The sequence below is a fragment of the Haloferula luteola genome (assembly GCF_014201715.1).
Classification (GTDB): Bacteria; Verrucomicrobiota; Verrucomicrobiia; order Verrucomicrobiales; family Akkermansiaceae; genus Haloferula; species Haloferula luteola.
Window position 1 is genome coordinate 249,652 of the sequence record NZ_JACHFD010000003.1, and the last position, 17,514, is coordinate 267,165.

The window sequence follows — 17,514 nt, forward strand, 5'->3', positions numbered from 1 at the left end:
GAACTTCGCAGGTAGGATCCGTTGGGCCGACGACACCCATTTCCCCAATCATTCATGATCTCCGTTTTTCGATACCTCGGTCTTCTCGGGGTGATCTCCTCCACCGCTTGGGCGGACATGGCTCTCACCAATGGCGACTTCGAGGGACCTGAGTTCTTTACCAATTCTCAAACTGGCACAACCTCCCGGGACGGTCTCTTTTACGAAGCCTATGCTACCCACGGTGATGGTTGGTACAATTCCAACAACCCCACCCATTGGAATCTCCTCCCAGGCGGGCCGTCAGGATCGGTCACCTATGGCGCGAAAGATTCCTCAACGAATCTCAGGTCACTTCTCCATGTCATCACCGACAACCGGCAGACGACCGGAGTCGTCAAGCTTCAGGCGAAGGTGCTCTATCGAGCCAGCGGCGGCAACGAGAAGATGGTCATCAAGGCTTGGGGAGTCCGAGAGAATACTCCTGGCCAATGGGACGGTTGGGTCGACCAAACGGGTCCCCTCGGCAACCCCGACGCCCTGGATGTGCGAGATTTCAACTCAGCACTTTCCCCAGATGCCACTGGACAACAACTCAGCGGCGATCCCGTCAGCTATACCGGCTCAGACTTCACCCCCCTGCTCTCTCAGACCGCAGCCTCACTGGGCCTCGCCCCAGCCGAAGTTTGGCAGGATGTCTTCTTTGAACTAAATCTCGGGGACATCGGATACGATCAGATCGTTCTCGGCGTCTCCTTTGCCGAGACCAGTGGCACCCGAAGCGGGGTCGATGAACTCAAAATCGTCCCCCGGCCGAGTGCCGAACTCACCGTGACAAACGGAGATTTTGAAGGCACCGAGCTTTTCGCACCCACCCTTACCGATCCGAACGGGCGCGACTCCTTCTTCCGTGATCTTTACGCCCAGCATGGGGATGGATGGTACACTTCGAACAATCCAGATTCCACTTGGACACTGGAGCCGGGCGGTGCTGGAGACTCACCAAACTACGGTGGAAAGCGGAGTAGCGGCAACCATCGAGGCATCGTCCATGTCATCACCGACGAACGCCAGCATACCGGTCCCTCAGTCCTCCATGTGAATTTGCTGCACCGCCCGAATGGAGGTTCAGAAAACCTCATCGTCAAGATTTGGGGCATCCGCGAAACCGTTCCCGGAAAATGGGATGGCTGGATCGATCTCACGGGTCCCTCCGGAAACACCCACGGCCTCGATCTCCGCGATTTCAATACGGCGATCCCTCCCGGAGATCCCTCCCAGACCTCTACCACATCAGTTCCGAACTACACCGGAAGCGACTTCACCACCCTCCTCGTCACGAGCGCAGCGGGACTGGGGATCTCTTCCTCGGAAGACTGGCAGCCAGCAGCGCTTCCCTTCGATCTGGGCGATACTGGCTACGATCAGATTGTGGTGGGCTTCGCCTATCAAGCCACCACGGGAAAGCCGAGTGGCGTCGACGACCTGAGCCCTGAAGTCACCATGCCTCTCGACTTCACCTTTGCCGCTTCTCCCACCAAACCCACTTTCTCGGACGACACCGTCTCTTTCACTTGGGGACACTCCAACCCGATCGAAAACGGCATCTACCACATCACCTCATCGCTTCCCGGGCAAGGTCCATGGGATGTGACTGCACTGACGATCGGTGATCCCGAAGTTACCAGCTCCGAACCCTTCAGCGTGCCTTACGATCCAGAAGGTGGCGATGTGACCTACACCCTCGCCATCGCCGATCCCGAGACCGGGCGCACCTATCGAAAATCGATAACTCTCATTGCTCCCCGACCGGAGCCCACTCTATCGGTCACCCCTGATCATCTCGATCCCGGCCAGACGGAAATCTCGCTCACCTGGTCGACACTTGGATTCCCCACCAACGGCCAGGTCGTCATCACGACCAACCGAACGACGATGGGGCCCATCGACGTCACTTCCATGACCGACTCTCAGGGAGCCAGCACCTCCCCCTTGGTCATTCCCTATGACTCGATCGGTGGCGACGTCGAAATCACGCTCACCGTGACTCATCCGATCTCTGGCGTTACCGGCACGACACGGCAAGTGGTCAGCGCCTCCTCAGGGGATCTCCCAAATGTTCTTGTCGTGCTCGTCGACGACATGGGCTGGTCCGATATCTCACCCTACGGTGGGGAAATTCAAACCCCGACCTTGCAGCGACTCGCCGACCATGGCCTGCGTTTTCGAGACTTCCACAACGAAGGACGCTGCGCCCCCACTCGCAATGCTCTCCTTTCCGGGCTCCACGTGCAGACCTCCGCCACCAAACCGAACAACAACCTTCCGGCCATGCGGATCGACAACAACGTGACGATTGCCGAAATGCTCCGAACCGCTGGCTATCGGACCTACATCTCCGGGAAATGGCATATCAGTGAATACCAGAACCAAGCCGACTACACCCCCCTTTCATCTCCGACGCACCGCGGCTTCGACTACGCCTTCAATGCCAGTCTCTGGGGCGGAAACCTCGCGGACAATCATGCCCTGGGTTACTGGAATCCCGCGGAATATGACCTATGCCCGGCCGATTCCGAGATCCTTCCGATCCGCTACGACGGCACCGATCCACGCGCCACCCTGCCGTTCTTCCAGACCGACGCAAAAACCGACTACGCCCTCGAATACCTCAACCACCACTATGGAAAAGGAGACGACAAACCGTTCTTCCTCTATGTGGCCTACGGGGCACCTCATTTCCACCTTTCCGCACCCAAGGAACTCATCGATCGCTACACCGACATCGCCGACGCCCATCCCGAGGATGAAGACATTTACCGCTACGAAGACGGTTGGGAAATCACCCGTCAGCGACGCTTCGACCGCCAACTCGCAGAAGGGGTCATCCGACCAGGCACCCGACTGTCTCCGCCCAGCCCGAATCCCGACAACGGCAATCCCATCCCGCAGTGGGATTCCCTCAGTTCGGTAGAGAAGGACGATCTCTCCCGACGCATGGCTCTCTATGCCGCCATGGTCGACAACATCGACGACAATCTCGCTCGGATTCTCTCCAAACTCGAAGCCGAAGGGGAGTTGGACAACACCGTCATCCTCTTCATGTCCGACAATGGCGGCAATGCCGAGCAAGGACTCTTCGGCGGAGGCAATCGCCAGACCGGAACGGCTCTCGCCGAAATGGGTCAACCAGGACAAGCCAACCTATGGATCGGCGGAGCTTGGGCCAATGTCAGCAACACACCGTACCGTTACTTCAAACATCACACCCATGAAGGCGGCACCCGCACCCCACTCATCGCTCACTGGCCCGCGGGCATTCCCCACAGCCTCGATGGAAGCTGGACTGACGAGCGCGGCCACGTGATCGACGTTCTCCCGACTCTGCTCGACATCGCCGGGATCCGCTACCCGGAAACGTTCCATGGCCACAACGTCGAACCCGCGCAAGGAACCTCGCTCGTTCCGGTCTTCCAGGGGGCTCGTCTCGCGCCACGCGACCTCATGATCGAACACGAACGCAATCGCGCACTCTACCGCGGCGATTGGAAGTTGGTCTCAAAAACCTTCACCTCTCCCCAGACCTCCGACCTCCCCGGCAACGTTCCCGAACTCTACAACCTCAAGAACGATCCTACCGAGATGAATAATCTCGCCTTCCACGAACCCGCCATGCTCGCGGAAATGGCGACCGCTTTCAACCACTGGGTGGATCTCAACGAGGGCCTTGATGCCAACCGAAAACTCGCTCTCCCAGCCATCGAATCCGCGCCCTTCATCATGCCGCGGGGACGGGAATTTCTCGTCGATGACTTCAATCGAACCGACAGCGACGACCTGGACGCCAACCAGTCTGGATTGTCCGGTCGACTCATCGGCATGAACCAGCAGCCGCTCCATCAAGTCTATCTGGAAGGCCATCAACCTGCCGGCATGCAGATCGTGGACAAGCAACTGAGGATCTCCGGACAAAGCTCCAGCGGAGTAGCGATCAATCTAGATGACCCACTCACCCATGCCACCGGCGGATACAGCGTCGGATTCGACCTTGTGACCGCCCCCCAAGAGGGAGACGACCTTGTCGGCTTGGCGATCGGCCTCACTGAAATCGAAGCCACCGCCGGAGGCATTCCTGGCAGTCTCGATGCCTTCAGTGCTCCTGACAAAGCTGAGTATTTCGCTGACCTCACTGCAAGTGGACAGCTCAACCTTCGGGTCCAAGGGGAAACGATCGCTTCCATCCAAGTCGGAGCAGTCACCGGAAGGTGGCTCTTTGCCGTAGAAACCGCGGGAGGATTTCACCTCGGGGATGGCGTGACGGTAAAAGTATTCTTCAATGGGTCCCCCATTCATCAATCAACCTTCAACTGGTCACAGGCCGATTCTTCACGACTTGGAATCACCGCGTCCTCGAGAAGTTTTGTGGCGATCGACAATCTGATCGTCGCCCCCCTTCCCTTGCTGGAATCCTTCATCGGGCCTTACGCCTTGGATTCGGGTCTATTGGAAGCCCATGCCGATCCTGACGCCGATCCCGATCAAGATGGTGTGACGACAGCCGGTGAATGGTTGCTAGGCACCCATCCCGGAATTGCGGACAATCCGACCCAAGGAGCCCTTGCCATCTGGGGGGACTCTCCCAATGGTCCAGCTCTCTTGATGCGGCGTGCCGCCGGATATTTGGAAGCCGGGATTCCATTCCAGATTCGCTATTCGACCGACCTCACCCGACCCGTGTCGCAATGGTCGATTCTCAGTGATGAAGAAACTCAAGTGCTCTCGGAACAAGACGGCTACCAGACAGTCGCCATGACCCTTCCCCCCTCATTGCGGGGCTTGCCTCACCTGTTCTGCGTGCTGCAGGTCGATTGAGAAAATCGCCGGGAACCCTTCAATCGTGGCCCATTCAGCTCACAACCCGCCCACCTTCTTTGGGGGCGGGTTTTTCGTTTTTCAATCCTCAGCATTCCCGATCATTTTCTCTGCTCGCGGTCGTCCAGAGAAACAAAGTCAAACTCCAGCCTCGCGATGGGAGCGACATCTTACCTAACTATCGTTTCCTCATTTTCCCCTCCCATGAAGACACTCGCCAGCACTTTCCTCGTGACCGCACTTGCAGCCAGTTTCACGACTTCGGCACTCGCACAAGGCATCGCGAAACCCACACTGAAGTCCGATCAGGTCCCACGCGAAACCCAAGCGGGCGAGGGCCCAGGCCGCTATGTCCCCCCGGTCCCGCAAAAGAAAAGCCTCCCCACCCTCTGGCTGATTGGAGATTCCACCGTCCGCAATGGATCGAAAGGCGACAATGGCCCGGAAGGTAAGTGGGGTTGGGGCGCCCCATCACGGCCTACTTCGACTTAAAAAAGATCAATTTGGTAAATCGCGCGCTCGGAGGAACCAGCAGTCGATCCTTTTTCAACGATCTTTGGGAAGATGTTCGATCCAAAATCAAAGAAGGCGATGTCCTCATCCTCCAATTCGGTGCCAATGACAACGGCGGCGCGAATGGCAAAGGAGCGCTCAATGGTGTCGGCAATGCGACGGAGAAAAAGGGTGACGAGACGGTCCACAGTTTCGGCTGGTACCTTCGCAAATACGTCGAAGACACCCGGGACCAAGGCGGCACCCCAATCATCTGCTCGTTGACCCCACGCAAAGCATGGTCTTCGGACGGAAAGTTTCAGCGTGGAGGATCTCACGCCGAATGGGCATGGCAGGCGGCCAAAGAAACCGACACGCCCTTCATCTCCTTGAACGAAATCATTGGGCAACGATATGAAGTCCTGGGACAGCGACAGGTCGAGAAACTCTACGTTCCTTCCCCCAAGGAGAACCTTCACACCGGCTGGGACGGCGCCGTCGTCAACGCCGAGTGTGTGATCGCAGGCTTGAAGGCCTTGTACCCCAACCCCCTCCAAAACTTCTTCAGCAAACGCGCCGCTGCCATTCCCGCGTGGCAAAGCAAGAAGTAAGCGGCTCTCGTCTTGATTCGAGACTAGCCCGCAATATCAGTGAGGAACTCGTCGAAACGCGCATAATGGGAGAGCTTTTTCTCAGCAGATTCGCAAGTCTCTGGTGCCACGATCCCCGTGTTCTTACATAGAAAAATGATATATCGTGCGACGTTCGAAGCAAACTTCAAGCGACCTTCGTCGCTGATCGCATAGAAGCGCTCTCGTTGTCGGTAGCCAGCTGGCGAGTGATCACCCAACGCTGCCTTGTCCGCCTTTCCTCCGGCTGCAAGGATGTAAAGGAAGTTATACTCGAACCAGAACATCCACTCGGGATCCGCCTTGAGCGACGTCAGCACTTCCCGAGTTCCCTCGCTGGAGGAAAACAGATCATCACTCACTTCAACTCCCGCCGTCTTCAGAGATTCGACAATGAAACTTCGGGCCATCGATTGCTCCGTACGGCTCTCGGCAAAAGCCCCGGCCACCGCAAGATCGAGTGTGAACTGATACCAATCCTTCCACAACGCCTGGTCTCCCTCGTCACTGGAAGCGGAAAGTGCCCGCCCCATCTCATAGGTGTAGCGGCCACTGGTCTTGATCTCCAATTGGCCACCGGTGACCTCTCCCATGACCTGATAATTTTCGGCCGATTTTCCCGACCCGGAATGGAAGCCGATGCTCACCCCAAATGTCCGGCAAACCTCCCACTGACGCTCGATCATCGTGCGGAGTTCACCATTGTCGGGATAGGGCATGTTCTTCTGAAATCCAAAGGCAGGCGCGATGAAATTCACCGGCATCTCCAGGGCTTCACACAACGCCAACATGATCGCGGTCGTTTCGGCAGTGGTCAGGCCCGGTAATTCATCGATGGAAAGCTCGCGCAGATATGAGCAGCCCACTTCGGTCGTGAAATGCTTCTCCCTTATCGCCCGGTATTTCTCATCACGAATCTTCATCTTATCCATCGACGGCCAAACGCGGCACAGCAGTTCATTGAACTCCGCCGGGTCCAGATTCAGCCCGGCATCCGCCACCCGACCTTTCACCTTTTCCACCAGAGACGCATCGATCTCGGAAACAACATATTCCGCCTGCGCCTTCGCACCCTCGGGAAGTGGGGTGACGCTGAGCTCTGGAGAGAGGTCAAAAGTGATGTAGGAAGCCAACAAACACCCCTCCACCAACGAGTCCTCCCGCTCGTCATACCACCCACCGATCGGCTGGTGATCGGCATTGAAACTCCACGCAATCTTCCGCCGATGAAATCCGGTTTTCAGCTTTGCCATTACGCAACCGTGACTCATGCCCTCGACACTTTGTCCCTGGTGGCCCTCCGGAACATCCGTTCCGATGAATGGGAACGGCACCTTCGCCAATCGGTCCGCCAACATCGCTTCGACATCAAACACCAGCTCCCTCGGGATGCTATTCTGGTTGGCGGTGACGCCGATTCCCAATTGCGCCATCGCCCAATCAACCCCGGGCCAATGTAGCGTCGTGAAGCGCGCACCCACACCAATCGTCGATGAACCAAGTCGAGGTGTGGCCGTGGGAAACACCGTCGCATCGGGATCGAATTCCTGAATCGCATTCTTCATCTCGAGCAGGTGCTCAAACGTGGCGGGGAAGGCGATCGAGCCATCCGGCAACTCGACGGCCTCTCCTGAAAGGGCCAACCGACCGCGTCCGCCGGATTTCGGAAGGAGAATCCACGCGTGATCACCCGCCTCATTTTCGGCAATGCTCCACAGCCCGTCCTCGGTGGTGACTTCGCTTAGCGGATAGACCGCAAATCCCGATCCAAATGCCAATTCCGCAGCGAGGGTCGGCCAATCGAGACAAAAGTCAGGGCTGATGCACGGGTTTGTCGAAAGCCGAAGTTGATGAGTGAGGAGAAAGTCGTTGATCGCGCTCATGGATTGCCGGCCCATCCCAACAAGTTGTCTGACAAACTCCAAGCCTCCTGTTCCTCCCCCAATCAGGGTAATTCATCCTGCCAACATGGTAGGCCCGGCGGGATTCGAACCCGCGACCAAGGGATTATGAGTCCCCTGCTCTAACCGCTGAGCTACAGGCCCTAGTTGTTGGCAATCAACACCCGAAAGTCTTCTTCCGGTGGCGTTCACCACCGCCGTTCACCACCGCATGCAAAATGCCGCCTTTTTCTGCGCCCTTGGCGGGCTGAAAAAGTGACAGCAGGCTGGTGAGAACTTGGTGAAGCATTCGTCGGGGACGATCTACCTGCGGGCAAAGGTGGGGGGCAAGATCTTTCAACGCACCCTGACGGCCTCAGACGTCCGGATATCGAAGCTCAAACGAGATGCCGAGCCCGACTCGATTTGGGAGGCCAAGAACGAGGAACGAGGCGATCCGATCGAGACCCTCGATGACTCGCTCGACCATGCATCACCGACAACCCGATTTGAGGAGTCACGTCGCCAACCGGAGAGATTTCTACAACCAGCGGCGGAAGCACGAGTCACTGAACTACCATTTGATGAGATGGGAGCGTCAAATGAACCTGGAATTCGGTATGCTGCCTCATCTCAAGACCCGGAGACTTTTGAGGACGTCCGGCCTCTCATGCCACAACTTTCCGTCCATCGGCGTGCCTCACGACCGCCATCCAAGAGGGTCCTCAATCTGACGCACCGAGAAAACTCAGGCCCTTTCCTCAACCAGGAAAGAGCCCATGGAAAAAATCGACAAGGTCGGCCTCAAGCGGCGATCTCGTAATGTTCGGCAATCTGCCGGAAAATCCGATCCCTGCGTTCACGCGCCAGGTCAACATCGCGGGTTTTCAGGGAGAAACGAAGGCGCTCGGCAGTGGCATCGGGTTTGTGAACCGTCAAGTGGCACCACCAAACGCCGCGGTTGTTCCAAAGGTGGTGGTTGGGATTGTCATGATTCACTCGGAGAGCGAGCTTCGCTTTGCGTTTCATGAAATGCTTGGTGGGGATTTGGGTTTGTGGTGCGCGGCCCATTCAACGCACGGATGGGACCACGACGACTGACGAATTGGATTCCATCCAACGGGCCCAAACAAGGAAAATCCCGCCATGGGGTGCGCACGCTTTGTGCATTCCCGCGCATCAATTCCTGCCAGAACGCACCCCAGGAATCAAATCGCCTCCAAGGCGGTGAGAAACACTTCCTCCAAGTGCTGCGGGTCTTCCTGCCCGACAGAGACTCGGATCAACGACTCCGGCACCCCACATCCAGCAGCCCAGTCCCGCTCATGGTAATGAGCCAACATCACATATGGAGACGCCAAGGTGAACGAGGTGCCAAAACTCGGCCCCTTCGAAACCGCCAGAGCGTCAAAGAACTTGGGAGACTTCTTGGGAGCTTTCAGTTTGAACGAGAAGAGCCCGCCAAATCCTCCGTGCGGTGTCTTGACCCGTTCGTAGCGATCGCGGTGAACGACGCTCGGATGCCAAACGGACTCCACTGCCGGATGCGCACCCAGCATGCCCACCAAACGCAAGGCCGTTTGGTTCGGTCGCGTCATCCGCTCCTTGAAGTCCTTCATGTTGGCCAGCAAGACCTGCGCGTCTCCGACATATAGAGGGGCACCCTCCTGAGATTCACGCTCCAAGGCAGGGAGAAAATCCGTCGCAAAGGGAGAGTCCTCACGCACCACGACCGCCCCCGCCATCACATCCCCCGCTCCAGAGATCCACTTGGTCAAACTCGCGGTCACAACGTCCGCCCAGGGCAGCACCTGAACGTTGTAGGGCCCCACCGCCGAGTCATCGACGATCAGAGGGATTCCTCCCTCTCGACAGGCCTCCGACACCTGTTGGAGATCCGGACAGCGGAGCAGCGGATTGCTAGGAACTTCGGTGAAAACCCCGGCGAACTCGCCCTGCCGGATACGCTGTAGGGCTTCATCGAACGACTCGCCCTCGGTCTGACCAAGAAACACCACCCCCGTGCCAAATAGCTCCTGCACCTTCAGGGAGTCCACATACGGGAACTCCAGTTGCAGTGTCTTTTTGCCTTCAGCGACACCGGGCAGAGATCGCATCACAGCCATCACTGCCGACATCCCGCTGCCATAGACGGAAATGTGATCCGCCGAAGCGCCGTAGAGCCCCGCCAAGCGCCGCTTCACCAAATGGCTTTTGTCGCCCATCTGCACGCCGCCTTCGAAGAAATCTTCCGCAGCACGACTGCTCACCAACTCGCCAGAGAAGCGCTGATAATCTCGGGCCACTCCTGCCACCCCCTCGGGAACCACGACGGCATGGAAAGGGTCGAATCCCGCAGCCCGGACCGCGCCGCCGGATTGACGCTCGATCCAGCGCTGAGCGCGTTGGGCGGAACCTTTGCTCGGGAAAAGAAACACAGCTTCCCCCACCCCGCCGATTTCGTGGGAGGCTTGTGCGGTCAGTCGGGACACCAAGGGATTGGTGAAAAACCGAGGATAGCCGGCTCGCATCCGGCGAATCACCTTATCTCTCCCTTCTTCGTAACCAATCACTGCTGACCACGTGGGCAAAGCCACGGAACATGCATGGGCAGAATCCGGCAACGGAAGCCCCAAGTCGGCCTCTGTCCACGCCGGTTGTTGGATGAAATCGCGCATGCCGGCCCCTGATTGGATTCGAGGCGGCATTCGAGCAAGACGTAATTCCCTCTGAAATCACCGATTCCTTCGGCGTCTCCCCAAAAGCAAGGATTCTCCCCTCTTTCCAAATGCCTGCGATCCCCTAACCTCCTAGCTTTCGGAGCATACGTTTTCCCGCTTCCACTCTCCCGTTTCCCCCCGACTCTTTTGGATGACTCAAAAAGGGTAATTCCCATCCCTCGATTTCAAGGGTAGGGTATGGATCAAGTATTCACTGGGGACTCCAACCCAGACCTTGGTGGATGCCTCGATCCATTCCTTCGATCGGCCTTCGACATCCCAGACCCTGCTTCCGTCGAGACCATGAAAACCCATCCCATCCGGCCTCTGGAGCTCCGTATCCCCGGACTTCAACCACCCTCAGGATTCGCTCTGATCATCACCATCAGTTTGATGGTGCTCCTCAGCTTGTTAGCCGTAGGCCTGCTCGCCCTATCATCGGTGACTCTCCGTGGCTCGAATTCCGGAGATGCCATGCGGGAGGCCCGCTCGAATGCCAAGCTAGCCCTCGAACTCGCCATCGGCCAATTGCAGAAAGAAGCCGGTCCCGACACCCGCATCACCGCCTCCGCGAATCTGGTACAATCCAGTGCCCCACGTGGCATCACCGGAGTTTGGCAAGCCTCCACACGCAATGAATTGGCCCAATCGCCTCCTGATAAAACGGACCGATTTGTCGCATGGTTAACCTCCGACTCGATGCGCACGCTCTCCCAAGACTCGGCTCATTGGGAGCCTGTATCCGAAGAGGATGATGCTGTCGTTCCATTGTTTGGCGCCCATTCGCTGGGCGAAAACCCCACCGCCGATGAAAAGCGTGAGCAAATGTTCTCCCGCCCGTTGGAGCTTGGGTCCGATTCTCATCGCGGGCGCTTGGCCTGGGTGACGGTCGACGAAAGCACCAAGGCGCGCTTCGATCTTCTCGACGATCATTCGACCTCCACGCAGGAATCATTGGCTCGTCGGGTCTGTCGCAGTGCGGCCCCCCGTCGCGTCGGTGTTTTCGCCCTCGATAGTTTAGAAAACCTTCGCCCCAACGCTGCCATGGTGTCGAAGTTCGCCACCTTCGAATCGGCAATATTTGGAACTCAAATCGAGAAACTCCGCACTTATCGTCCCGACCTCACTCCGTGGTCGCTTTCCCTCATGACCAACCCCGTCGATGGCGGACTCAAGACCGATCTCAGCACTTTGATCTCCGAGAACCCCACGGAGCTCGAATCCGACGGATCCCTGTATGCCTATGCCGGTTTGCCCTCCCATCGAAGTTCGGACCCGGAAATGTCCACCTTGGCCGCCTATCACGAACTCTACAAGGAAATCGGCAAATCCAATGCATTCACACGGACCGTGCGTTCCGATGCCGTCGGGGCATCCCTGCCGGGAAATCTAAGACCCTACACGGTGCGTGGCGGACGCTATGTCACCAATGCCCAAGTGCCTGACGGCATGGTGCTTCTTCCCAATTTGGTGCGGGTCGACATGGTGTTTTCCTTGGTCGCGCGGGACCCCCACACCGGCAGCTGGGCCGATTCCCATAAAGCCCTCGGCAACAATTACATGCTCCACCTGATGTATCTCCCGGTGGTGACCCTCCACAACCCCTACAATATTCCCTTATCCTTTCAATCCATGAAGATCACGTTTCAGGACGTTCCGATTGGATTCAAAATGCTCGTCGGGGGACGACCCGCCACCACCGATTTGGTCCCGCTGAACAACATGTACATCGACTTCCAGAACTCCAACACCAGCAAGCAATTTGGAATCAACCTCAAGCGATCGCTCACTGGGGGCGCCGCCATGACTCTGGAGCCTGGCCAAACCAAGATTTTTGGAACCATCGGCGTCAACCCGAGTTGGAATTGGAACAGCGAACTCGGAAACAACCGACTTCTCTTCGATTGGGAAAACAAGAATACCGGAGACGTCGATTTGCTCCCAAAAATGATGACGGATTCCACCGGAGGAGCCGGTTTCGACATTGACTGGCTGGCTCAGGAATCTCGTCAAACGAGCTTCGCCAAGTATTTCTGCGCCAGAGGAACCGTAGGGGCCAAAAAGAATGACATCGTATCGGTGGAGTGGGGACCCGTCCGCCAACCCAGTTCGGAATTCTCTATCATCATGGAGCTCAATGGTCGGCCCGCCGGGATCTATAAGATCAACTATGGAGATGAAAAAAACCTGACCGACATCGTTTCTGAGGGAACCTCCGAACGATTCCCGGATCCTCGCAGCTTCCCATTCTCCTCACCGGAATCAAGTTCCCCAAAATGGCGGGCCTCCTCGATCTATGAAGCTCCCAACACGCCCTTCAACCAATACAGTCGCGCCGTCCCTTTCGCGCTGTTCAGCTTTTCGGGGAAAACCACCCAGGATTCCTTCGTCCCCGCTCGTCCCTACGCCGACTCCAGTACCAATTTGTTCGTCGCCGATTTGAACATTTCGCGGGGCAAGGGGGCCGCAGGAGATCAACCCTTCGAACTGGCCATGGTTCCGATCAAGGCACAAACCGCACCGATCGCTGAAAACCGCGAAGATGAAGAAGGCTTCTTCTTTGGTGGCAACGACTCCGATCGAGGCACCTCGCGGGCCACCTTCAATGAAATCCCCCGCGCACCCTTGCAATCTCTTGCGCAGTTTCGTCACGCCAATCTGGCCAATTCCGGCACGCCTCCCTTCATGACCTACACGGTTGGAGAATCCTGGGCGCACCCGATGCTGCCCACCGATGAGGTCACGGGAACCGATCCAGGTGGCAGCGGCGAAATCCTCGACCACACCTACCTCTGCAATGCCGCCCTCTGGGACCGCTATTTCTTTTCCACCATGGCGGACTATGAAGGTGACGCCTTCAGTGGAACCTCGAAGTCCGCCGCCGAGGTGCGGGAAGAGTTTTTCGCGGGCGATGACGTGCTGCTCAATCCGCGCTTTACCTCCCTTGTCCACGGGCATGAAGCGGACCAGGCCGCCTCAAAAATCGCCGCTCCTGGTGGCGATCAGGAAGTTGCCCGATACCTCGGGCTGAAAGGTGGATTCAACGTGAACTCCACCTCGGTGGATGCCTGGATCGCCATGCTCTCCTCGCTGCGGGATACGGAGGTGCTCAATCAAGTCGACGGCGCCATTGAATCGCAGACTTATTCGCCTTTCCTCCGTGTCCGCTACCCGTCCGCCGGCCCCATTGAAGGCGCCGGGTCATCGTTTTTCGGGGAGAACGAGCCGCGCTGGCAAGGATACCGCCAACTCGATGAAAGCGAGATCAAGTCGCTTGCTGAAAACCTCGTCGACGAGATCCGAGAACGCGGACCCTTTCTCTCCCTTGCGGAATTCGTGAATCGGCGCCTTGGCCCATCCAATGATGAAACCGCCCTTCGTGGTGCGCTGTCTTCAGCCATCCAAAAGGCCGATTTGAATGCCGTGATTGAAGGAGACGGCATTGAACTCGAAGCCGGCAATCTGGGCACCCACCAATGGGTCACGCCCGCCGCCGTGATCGGAACCAACACCGAAGGAGCCCCTGGTTCTCTCACCCAGGGTGACATCCTCACTTCTCTCGGAAGCCAACTCACCGTCCGTGGAGACACTTTCGTGATCCGCGCCTATGGCGAATCCACCTCCAAACGCGGCCAACCGGAAGCCCGCGCCTGGTGTGAAGCGGTGGTCCAGCGCACCCCAGAGTTTACCGACCTCCGAGACGCGGCAGACAGTGCCCCCGATGCCTTGAATCCCGTGAACAGCCGCTTTGGACGCCATTTCGAAGTTCTTTCTTTCCGCTGGCTCGTATCCGATGAGATTTGATTTCCACCCATGATGACCGTTCGCCATCTGCTCGCTGCCTTCCTGCTCGTTGTTTCGGCGCTCGTCGCCCCGATGCAGGCTCAATCCGAACGCTCGATCCAATTCCGAGCCCTTTGTCTGCAATATCAAAACGATGTCCGCTCCGGCCGGGTGCCCTCCGGCAAAGGAGGCAGTGGAGAAGTGGAGTTTTTCACCGGCGGATTTGGTGAACTCCATCAGGGAACGTTCAAAGACAACACCGCCGTCTTTTATGTGGAGGACTCTTCGGCACCCGATGGAAAGCGAATCATCGCCTCCGGAAAACTGGCCGAGGGAAACGTCCAGCTGTTCTTGCTGGTGCCAGACGGTGAAAAAGATCGGGCCTATCGCATCCAGTGTTTTGCCGATGATGTCGCGCATTTCCCCATGGGAGGGGTGAGATTCCTCAATCTCACTTCCTTTCCCGCCCGATTGGAACTCGCCGGCACCACTCTGAAGCCCGTCAACCCAGGAACCGCGCAGGTCTATCCCATGGTCACCAAGGCCGATGAGTGGAATATGTACCAAGTCCGTTTGGAATTGCAGGCTCCCACAGGCCAATGGGCCACCATTTCCAGCCCCTCGTGGAAAGCCCTCAAAACCAAGCGTGACTTCGTGGTCATCACCATCGACCCCAAGTCCAAACGCCCGAAGATATTCAGTTTCAAGGATCTTCCCCCGTGGTTGGAAAATCCCGAGAGCGCCGGAAATCCCTGAATTCCGCACGATAGCATTTGCCCGCGACCGAAGTTCGAACGAAGGGTTTCACCATCGGCATGCACGGCAAACGACCACTTCTCATCGCTCTGGCGGTCCTTTTGATTGGGCTTCTGGTCGGCCGCTGGCTCGGACAGAGTGCTTCCACTACCGACGGCTCGGCCTCCTCAGACGAATCGATTCAAAGACAAGTCGTTCGGAATCAACGGGTTGAAGATTCCCGCCTCCCAGCACCCAAATCGGAAAGAGGCCCCGGGGCTCACTTCCGCGAAGACAGTGAGGCCATCGCCTCCGGTGCCATCGCCAACCAACGCGCGATCACTTTCGGATCGGCCGAGGCACTGGCGGCATTCCTCAAAAAAATCGAAGGAAAGGGCATCGCCGTCCTCGATCGCATCGATGCTCTCAACACCCTCCGTCTCAGCTTCCTCAACTTGGAGGACTTGCTCGCCGCTCTCGATGGCGATGAAGACATGGGATTCATTTTCCCTGCACTGACACCAGGAAACGGCACCGTCCAGGATGGCGCGGTTGGCTTCGGCGACCACTTTCTGGAATGGCTCGGCATCTCCGATACCAGTGGCTATGGATCGAACATCAAGGTGGCCGTTCTCGATACCGGCGTCGTGATCACCGACACGTTCACGGGCAAGGTCACCCAGGTCGACTGGGTGGATCGCCCCACCGACCTCTCCTCTCAAAACAGTCACGGCACCTCCGTGGCTTCGATCATTTTGGGTCAGCTGGGGCTCTCGCCTTCAGCGGAGCTTTATGACTACCGAATCGCCAATGATGAAGGCGTTTCCGATACCTTCCTCATCGCCAAGGCCGTGATGGAAGCCGTTTCCAGCGGGGTCGATCTGATCAACATCTCTCTCGGCTCACGCGGATACAGCCAAGTTTTGGAAAATGCCGTGATGGCTGCCTACCAAGCCGGCATTCTGGTGATCGCTTCAACCGGCAACGATGGATACGACTCGGTTTCCTACCCTGCCTCGTCAAATTATGTGGTAGGTGTCGGTGCTGTCGAAGGCCGCGGGGAGGTCCTGGATTTCTCCAACACGGGCAATGTCTCCATCACCGGGCCAGGTTTGGCACTTTCCGCGGCAGACACTTCGGGTAGCTCGACTTACTTCTCCGGAACCTCCGCGGCAGCTCCCACGGTCACCGGTGGAATCGCAGCCGTCATGTCCCAATTTGGCATTTCGGCAGAAAGCGCCTGGCGCATCCTCCTCGCCACCGCCAATGAGAGCGGCGCCCCAGGATATGACTCCCTCTATGGAGAAGGCACCTTGAATGTCGGGCGAGCTCTCGATTCCCAGACCCCGGGCATCAACGACGTCGCCATCGCGTCCAATTATTTCACCACCAACTCTGCAGGAAATTCTGTCGTCCAGGTCGTCGTCGAAAACCGCGGCACTACCACCCTCACCAACGTTCCGGTCTCGGTCACCACCCCTGCCGGAGCACAAGATGCCAGCGTGTCGTCATTGATTCCCGGTGAAGTCACCGTGTTGACCTTTCCATTGGGCCAATCCCAAGGAGACGTCACCGTTTCCTCGTCCGTCGAGATTTCGAATGGCGTCGTCGACGAGAATCCGCAAGACAACCAGCGTGCCGATACTCAAAGCACCTCCGATTCTCCTTAGCCTCCTGCTCACGGCATCGACCCTGCAGGCGCAGGAACGATGGGCACCCCACGCGGTCGCCGGGCCAGTCAATCAACTCGTGGTTTCAGGCAATGCCTGCGGCCCCTCCGCCTTGCTCGCCTCCATCCGCTGCGGGGGCCCCCGTTGGGTCGAAATTGCGCAACAGCTCCCCGGCAGCTCCGACCGCGCCAAGCTCCTCTACATCATCAAAGCCCATGGCTTGCGCCCATCGATCTCACTTCGCGATCGCAACCGCTGGACCCGTCATGGAATCAATGCCGAGGATCTGCATGCCATCGCCGGAGAATTGGCAGCCATCGGCGGCCTCCCCGCGCCCAAGTCCGAAGCCCTTCTGCTCGGGCCACGCGAATCGGCCCACGCGGGTCTTCGTCGCCTCCACAAATACTGCCGACGATCCCTCATCCAAGGCTTTCCTCCCGTGCTCAGCCTGCGGCGCTATGTCCTACGCAAGGGCCACTGGACCTCGCTCGAATCCCATTTCGTCACCGTCGTTGAGGTGCCCGACCGGCTCCCACGCAAAGACACCCAGTTCTCACTGACCTATTTTGATCCCTGGGGCGGAAAGAAACGCACTGCGATCCTCCAAGAGCCTGCACTTCCGCTGCTCAGCAGCGATGATCAAAAACCAGGCGCTCTCGATCTGCAGGCACCTCATGCCGATATCGGACGCGATCAAATCCGCAAAGGCGAACCCACCGCCATCGTGCCGGCGATGCTGATCGGCACTTGGTAA

Annotated in this window: 11 protein-coding genes and 1 tRNA gene; 7 read left to right on the forward strand and 5 right to left on the reverse strand. The window is 57.8% G+C overall.

Annotated features, from left to right (window positions below; genetic code table 11):
• Positions 1–54 precede the first annotated feature (54 nt).
• The 3 genes from HNR46_RS04530 (at position 55) to HNR46_RS04540 (ending at position 5,954) form a co-directional block, all read left to right on the forward strand.
• A complete protein-coding gene (locus tag HNR46_RS04530; RefSeq protein ID WP_184016219.1) occupies positions 55–4,851 on the forward strand; it encodes an arylsulfatase in 4,797 nt (1,598 codons plus the stop codon).
• 204 nt (positions 4,852–5,055) lie between these two features.
• A complete protein-coding gene (locus HNR46_RS04535) occupies positions 5,056–5,343 on the forward strand; it encodes a hypothetical protein (RefSeq protein WP_184016220.1) in 288 nt (95 codons plus the stop codon).
• A gap of 11 nt (positions 5,344–5,354) precedes the next feature.
• Positions 5,355–5,954: an SGNH/GDSL hydrolase family protein gene (locus HNR46_RS04540; protein WP_221285008.1), complete on the forward strand. Its 600-nt coding sequence runs from the start codon at positions 5,355–5,357 to the stop codon at positions 5,952–5,954.
• Between the two features lie 23 nt (positions 5,955–5,977).
• On the opposite strand, the gene HNR46_RS04545 is transcribed toward HNR46_RS04540, so the two are convergent.
• The 5 genes from HNR46_RS04545 to HNR46_RS04560 form a co-directional block, all read right to left on the reverse strand.
• The gene (locus HNR46_RS04545) at positions 5,978–7,855 is read right to left on the reverse strand and encodes a tagaturonate epimerase family protein (RefSeq protein ID WP_184016222.1); all 1,878 of its coding nucleotides are present in this window, start codon (positions 7,853–7,855) and stop codon (positions 5,978–5,980) included.
• An 86-nt stretch (positions 7,856–7,941) separates the two neighbouring features.
• Positions 7,942–8,017 (reverse strand) — tRNA-Ile (locus HNR46_RS04550).
• Between the two features lie 13 nt (positions 8,018–8,030).
• Positions 8,031–8,162: a hypothetical protein gene (locus HNR46_RS21160; protein WP_281375544.1), complete on the reverse strand. Its 132-nt coding sequence runs from the start codon at positions 8,160–8,162 to the stop codon at positions 8,031–8,033.
• Positions 8,163–8,656: 494 nt separating this feature from the next.
• Positions 8,657–8,881, reverse strand: a complete 225-nt coding sequence (locus HNR46_RS04555; protein WP_184016223.1) for a hypothetical protein — start codon at positions 8,879–8,881, stop codon at positions 8,657–8,659.
• Positions 8,882–9,060: 179 nt separating this feature from the next.
• The gene (locus tag HNR46_RS04560; protein WP_184016224.1) at positions 9,061–10,530 is read right to left on the reverse strand and encodes a PLP-dependent transferase; all 1,470 of its coding nucleotides are present in this window, start codon (positions 10,528–10,530) and stop codon (positions 9,061–9,063) included.
• A 345-nt stretch (positions 10,531–10,875) separates the two neighbouring features.
• Between HNR46_RS04560 and HNR46_RS04565 the strand changes: the two genes are divergently transcribed.
• The 4 genes from HNR46_RS04565 to HNR46_RS04580 are packed head-to-tail and all read left to right on the forward strand — an operon-like array spanning position 10,876 to position 17,514.
• The gene (locus HNR46_RS04565) at positions 10,876–14,376 is read left to right on the forward strand and encodes a hypothetical protein (protein ID WP_184016225.1); all 3,501 of its coding nucleotides are present in this window, start codon (positions 10,876–10,878) and stop codon (positions 14,374–14,376) included.
• A 9-nt stretch (positions 14,377–14,385) separates the two neighbouring features.
• Positions 14,386–15,111 carry a hypothetical protein gene (locus HNR46_RS04570; protein ID WP_184016227.1) on the forward strand — a complete coding sequence of 242 codons (726 nt, stop codon included), beginning with the start codon at positions 14,386–14,388 and terminating at the stop codon, positions 15,109–15,111.
• A gap of 59 nt (positions 15,112–15,170) precedes the next feature.
• Entirely contained in the window at positions 15,171–16,760 is a 1,590-nt protein-coding gene (locus HNR46_RS04575; RefSeq protein ID WP_184016229.1) for a S8 family peptidase, read from the forward strand.
• Complete coding sequence (locus HNR46_RS04580) at positions 16,726–17,514, forward strand: hypothetical protein (RefSeq protein ID WP_184016231.1); 789 nt, start codon at positions 16,726–16,728, stop codon at positions 17,512–17,514. The genes HNR46_RS04575 and HNR46_RS04580 overlap by 35 nt, the downstream gene beginning before the upstream one ends.

Bases quoted from the DNA above. Each gene is read 5' to 3' on its own strand.
- HNR46_RS04545 (WP_184016222.1), bottom strand. From the start codon at position 7,855: ATGAGCGCGATCAACGACTTTCTCCTCACTCATCAACTTCGGCTTTCG.
- HNR46_RS04555 (WP_184016223.1), bottom strand. From the start codon at position 8,881: ATGAAACGCAAAGCGAAGCTCGCTCTCCGAGTGAATCATGACAATCCC.
- HNR46_RS21160 (WP_281375544.1), bottom strand. From the start codon at position 8,162: ATGCTTCACCAAGTTCTCACCAGCCTGCTGTCACTTTTTCAGCCCGCC.
- HNR46_RS04560 (WP_184016224.1), bottom strand. From the start codon at position 10,530: ATGCGCGATTTCATCCAACAACCGGCGTGGACAGAGGCCGACTTGGGG.
- HNR46_RS04535 (WP_184016220.1), top strand. From the start codon at position 5,056: ATGAAGACACTCGCCAGCACTTTCCTCGTGACCGCACTTGCAGCCAGT.
- HNR46_RS04570 (WP_184016227.1), top strand. From the start codon at position 14,386: ATGATGACCGTTCGCCATCTGCTCGCTGCCTTCCTGCTCGTTGTTTCG.
- HNR46_RS04530 (WP_184016219.1), top strand. From the start codon at position 55: ATGATCTCCGTTTTTCGATACCTCGGTCTTCTCGGGGTGATCTCCTCC.
- HNR46_RS04575 (WP_184016229.1), top strand. From the start codon at position 15,171: ATGCACGGCAAACGACCACTTCTCATCGCTCTGGCGGTCCTTTTGATT.
- HNR46_RS04565 (WP_184016225.1), top strand. From the start codon at position 10,876: ATGAAAACCCATCCCATCCGGCCTCTGGAGCTCCGTATCCCCGGACTT.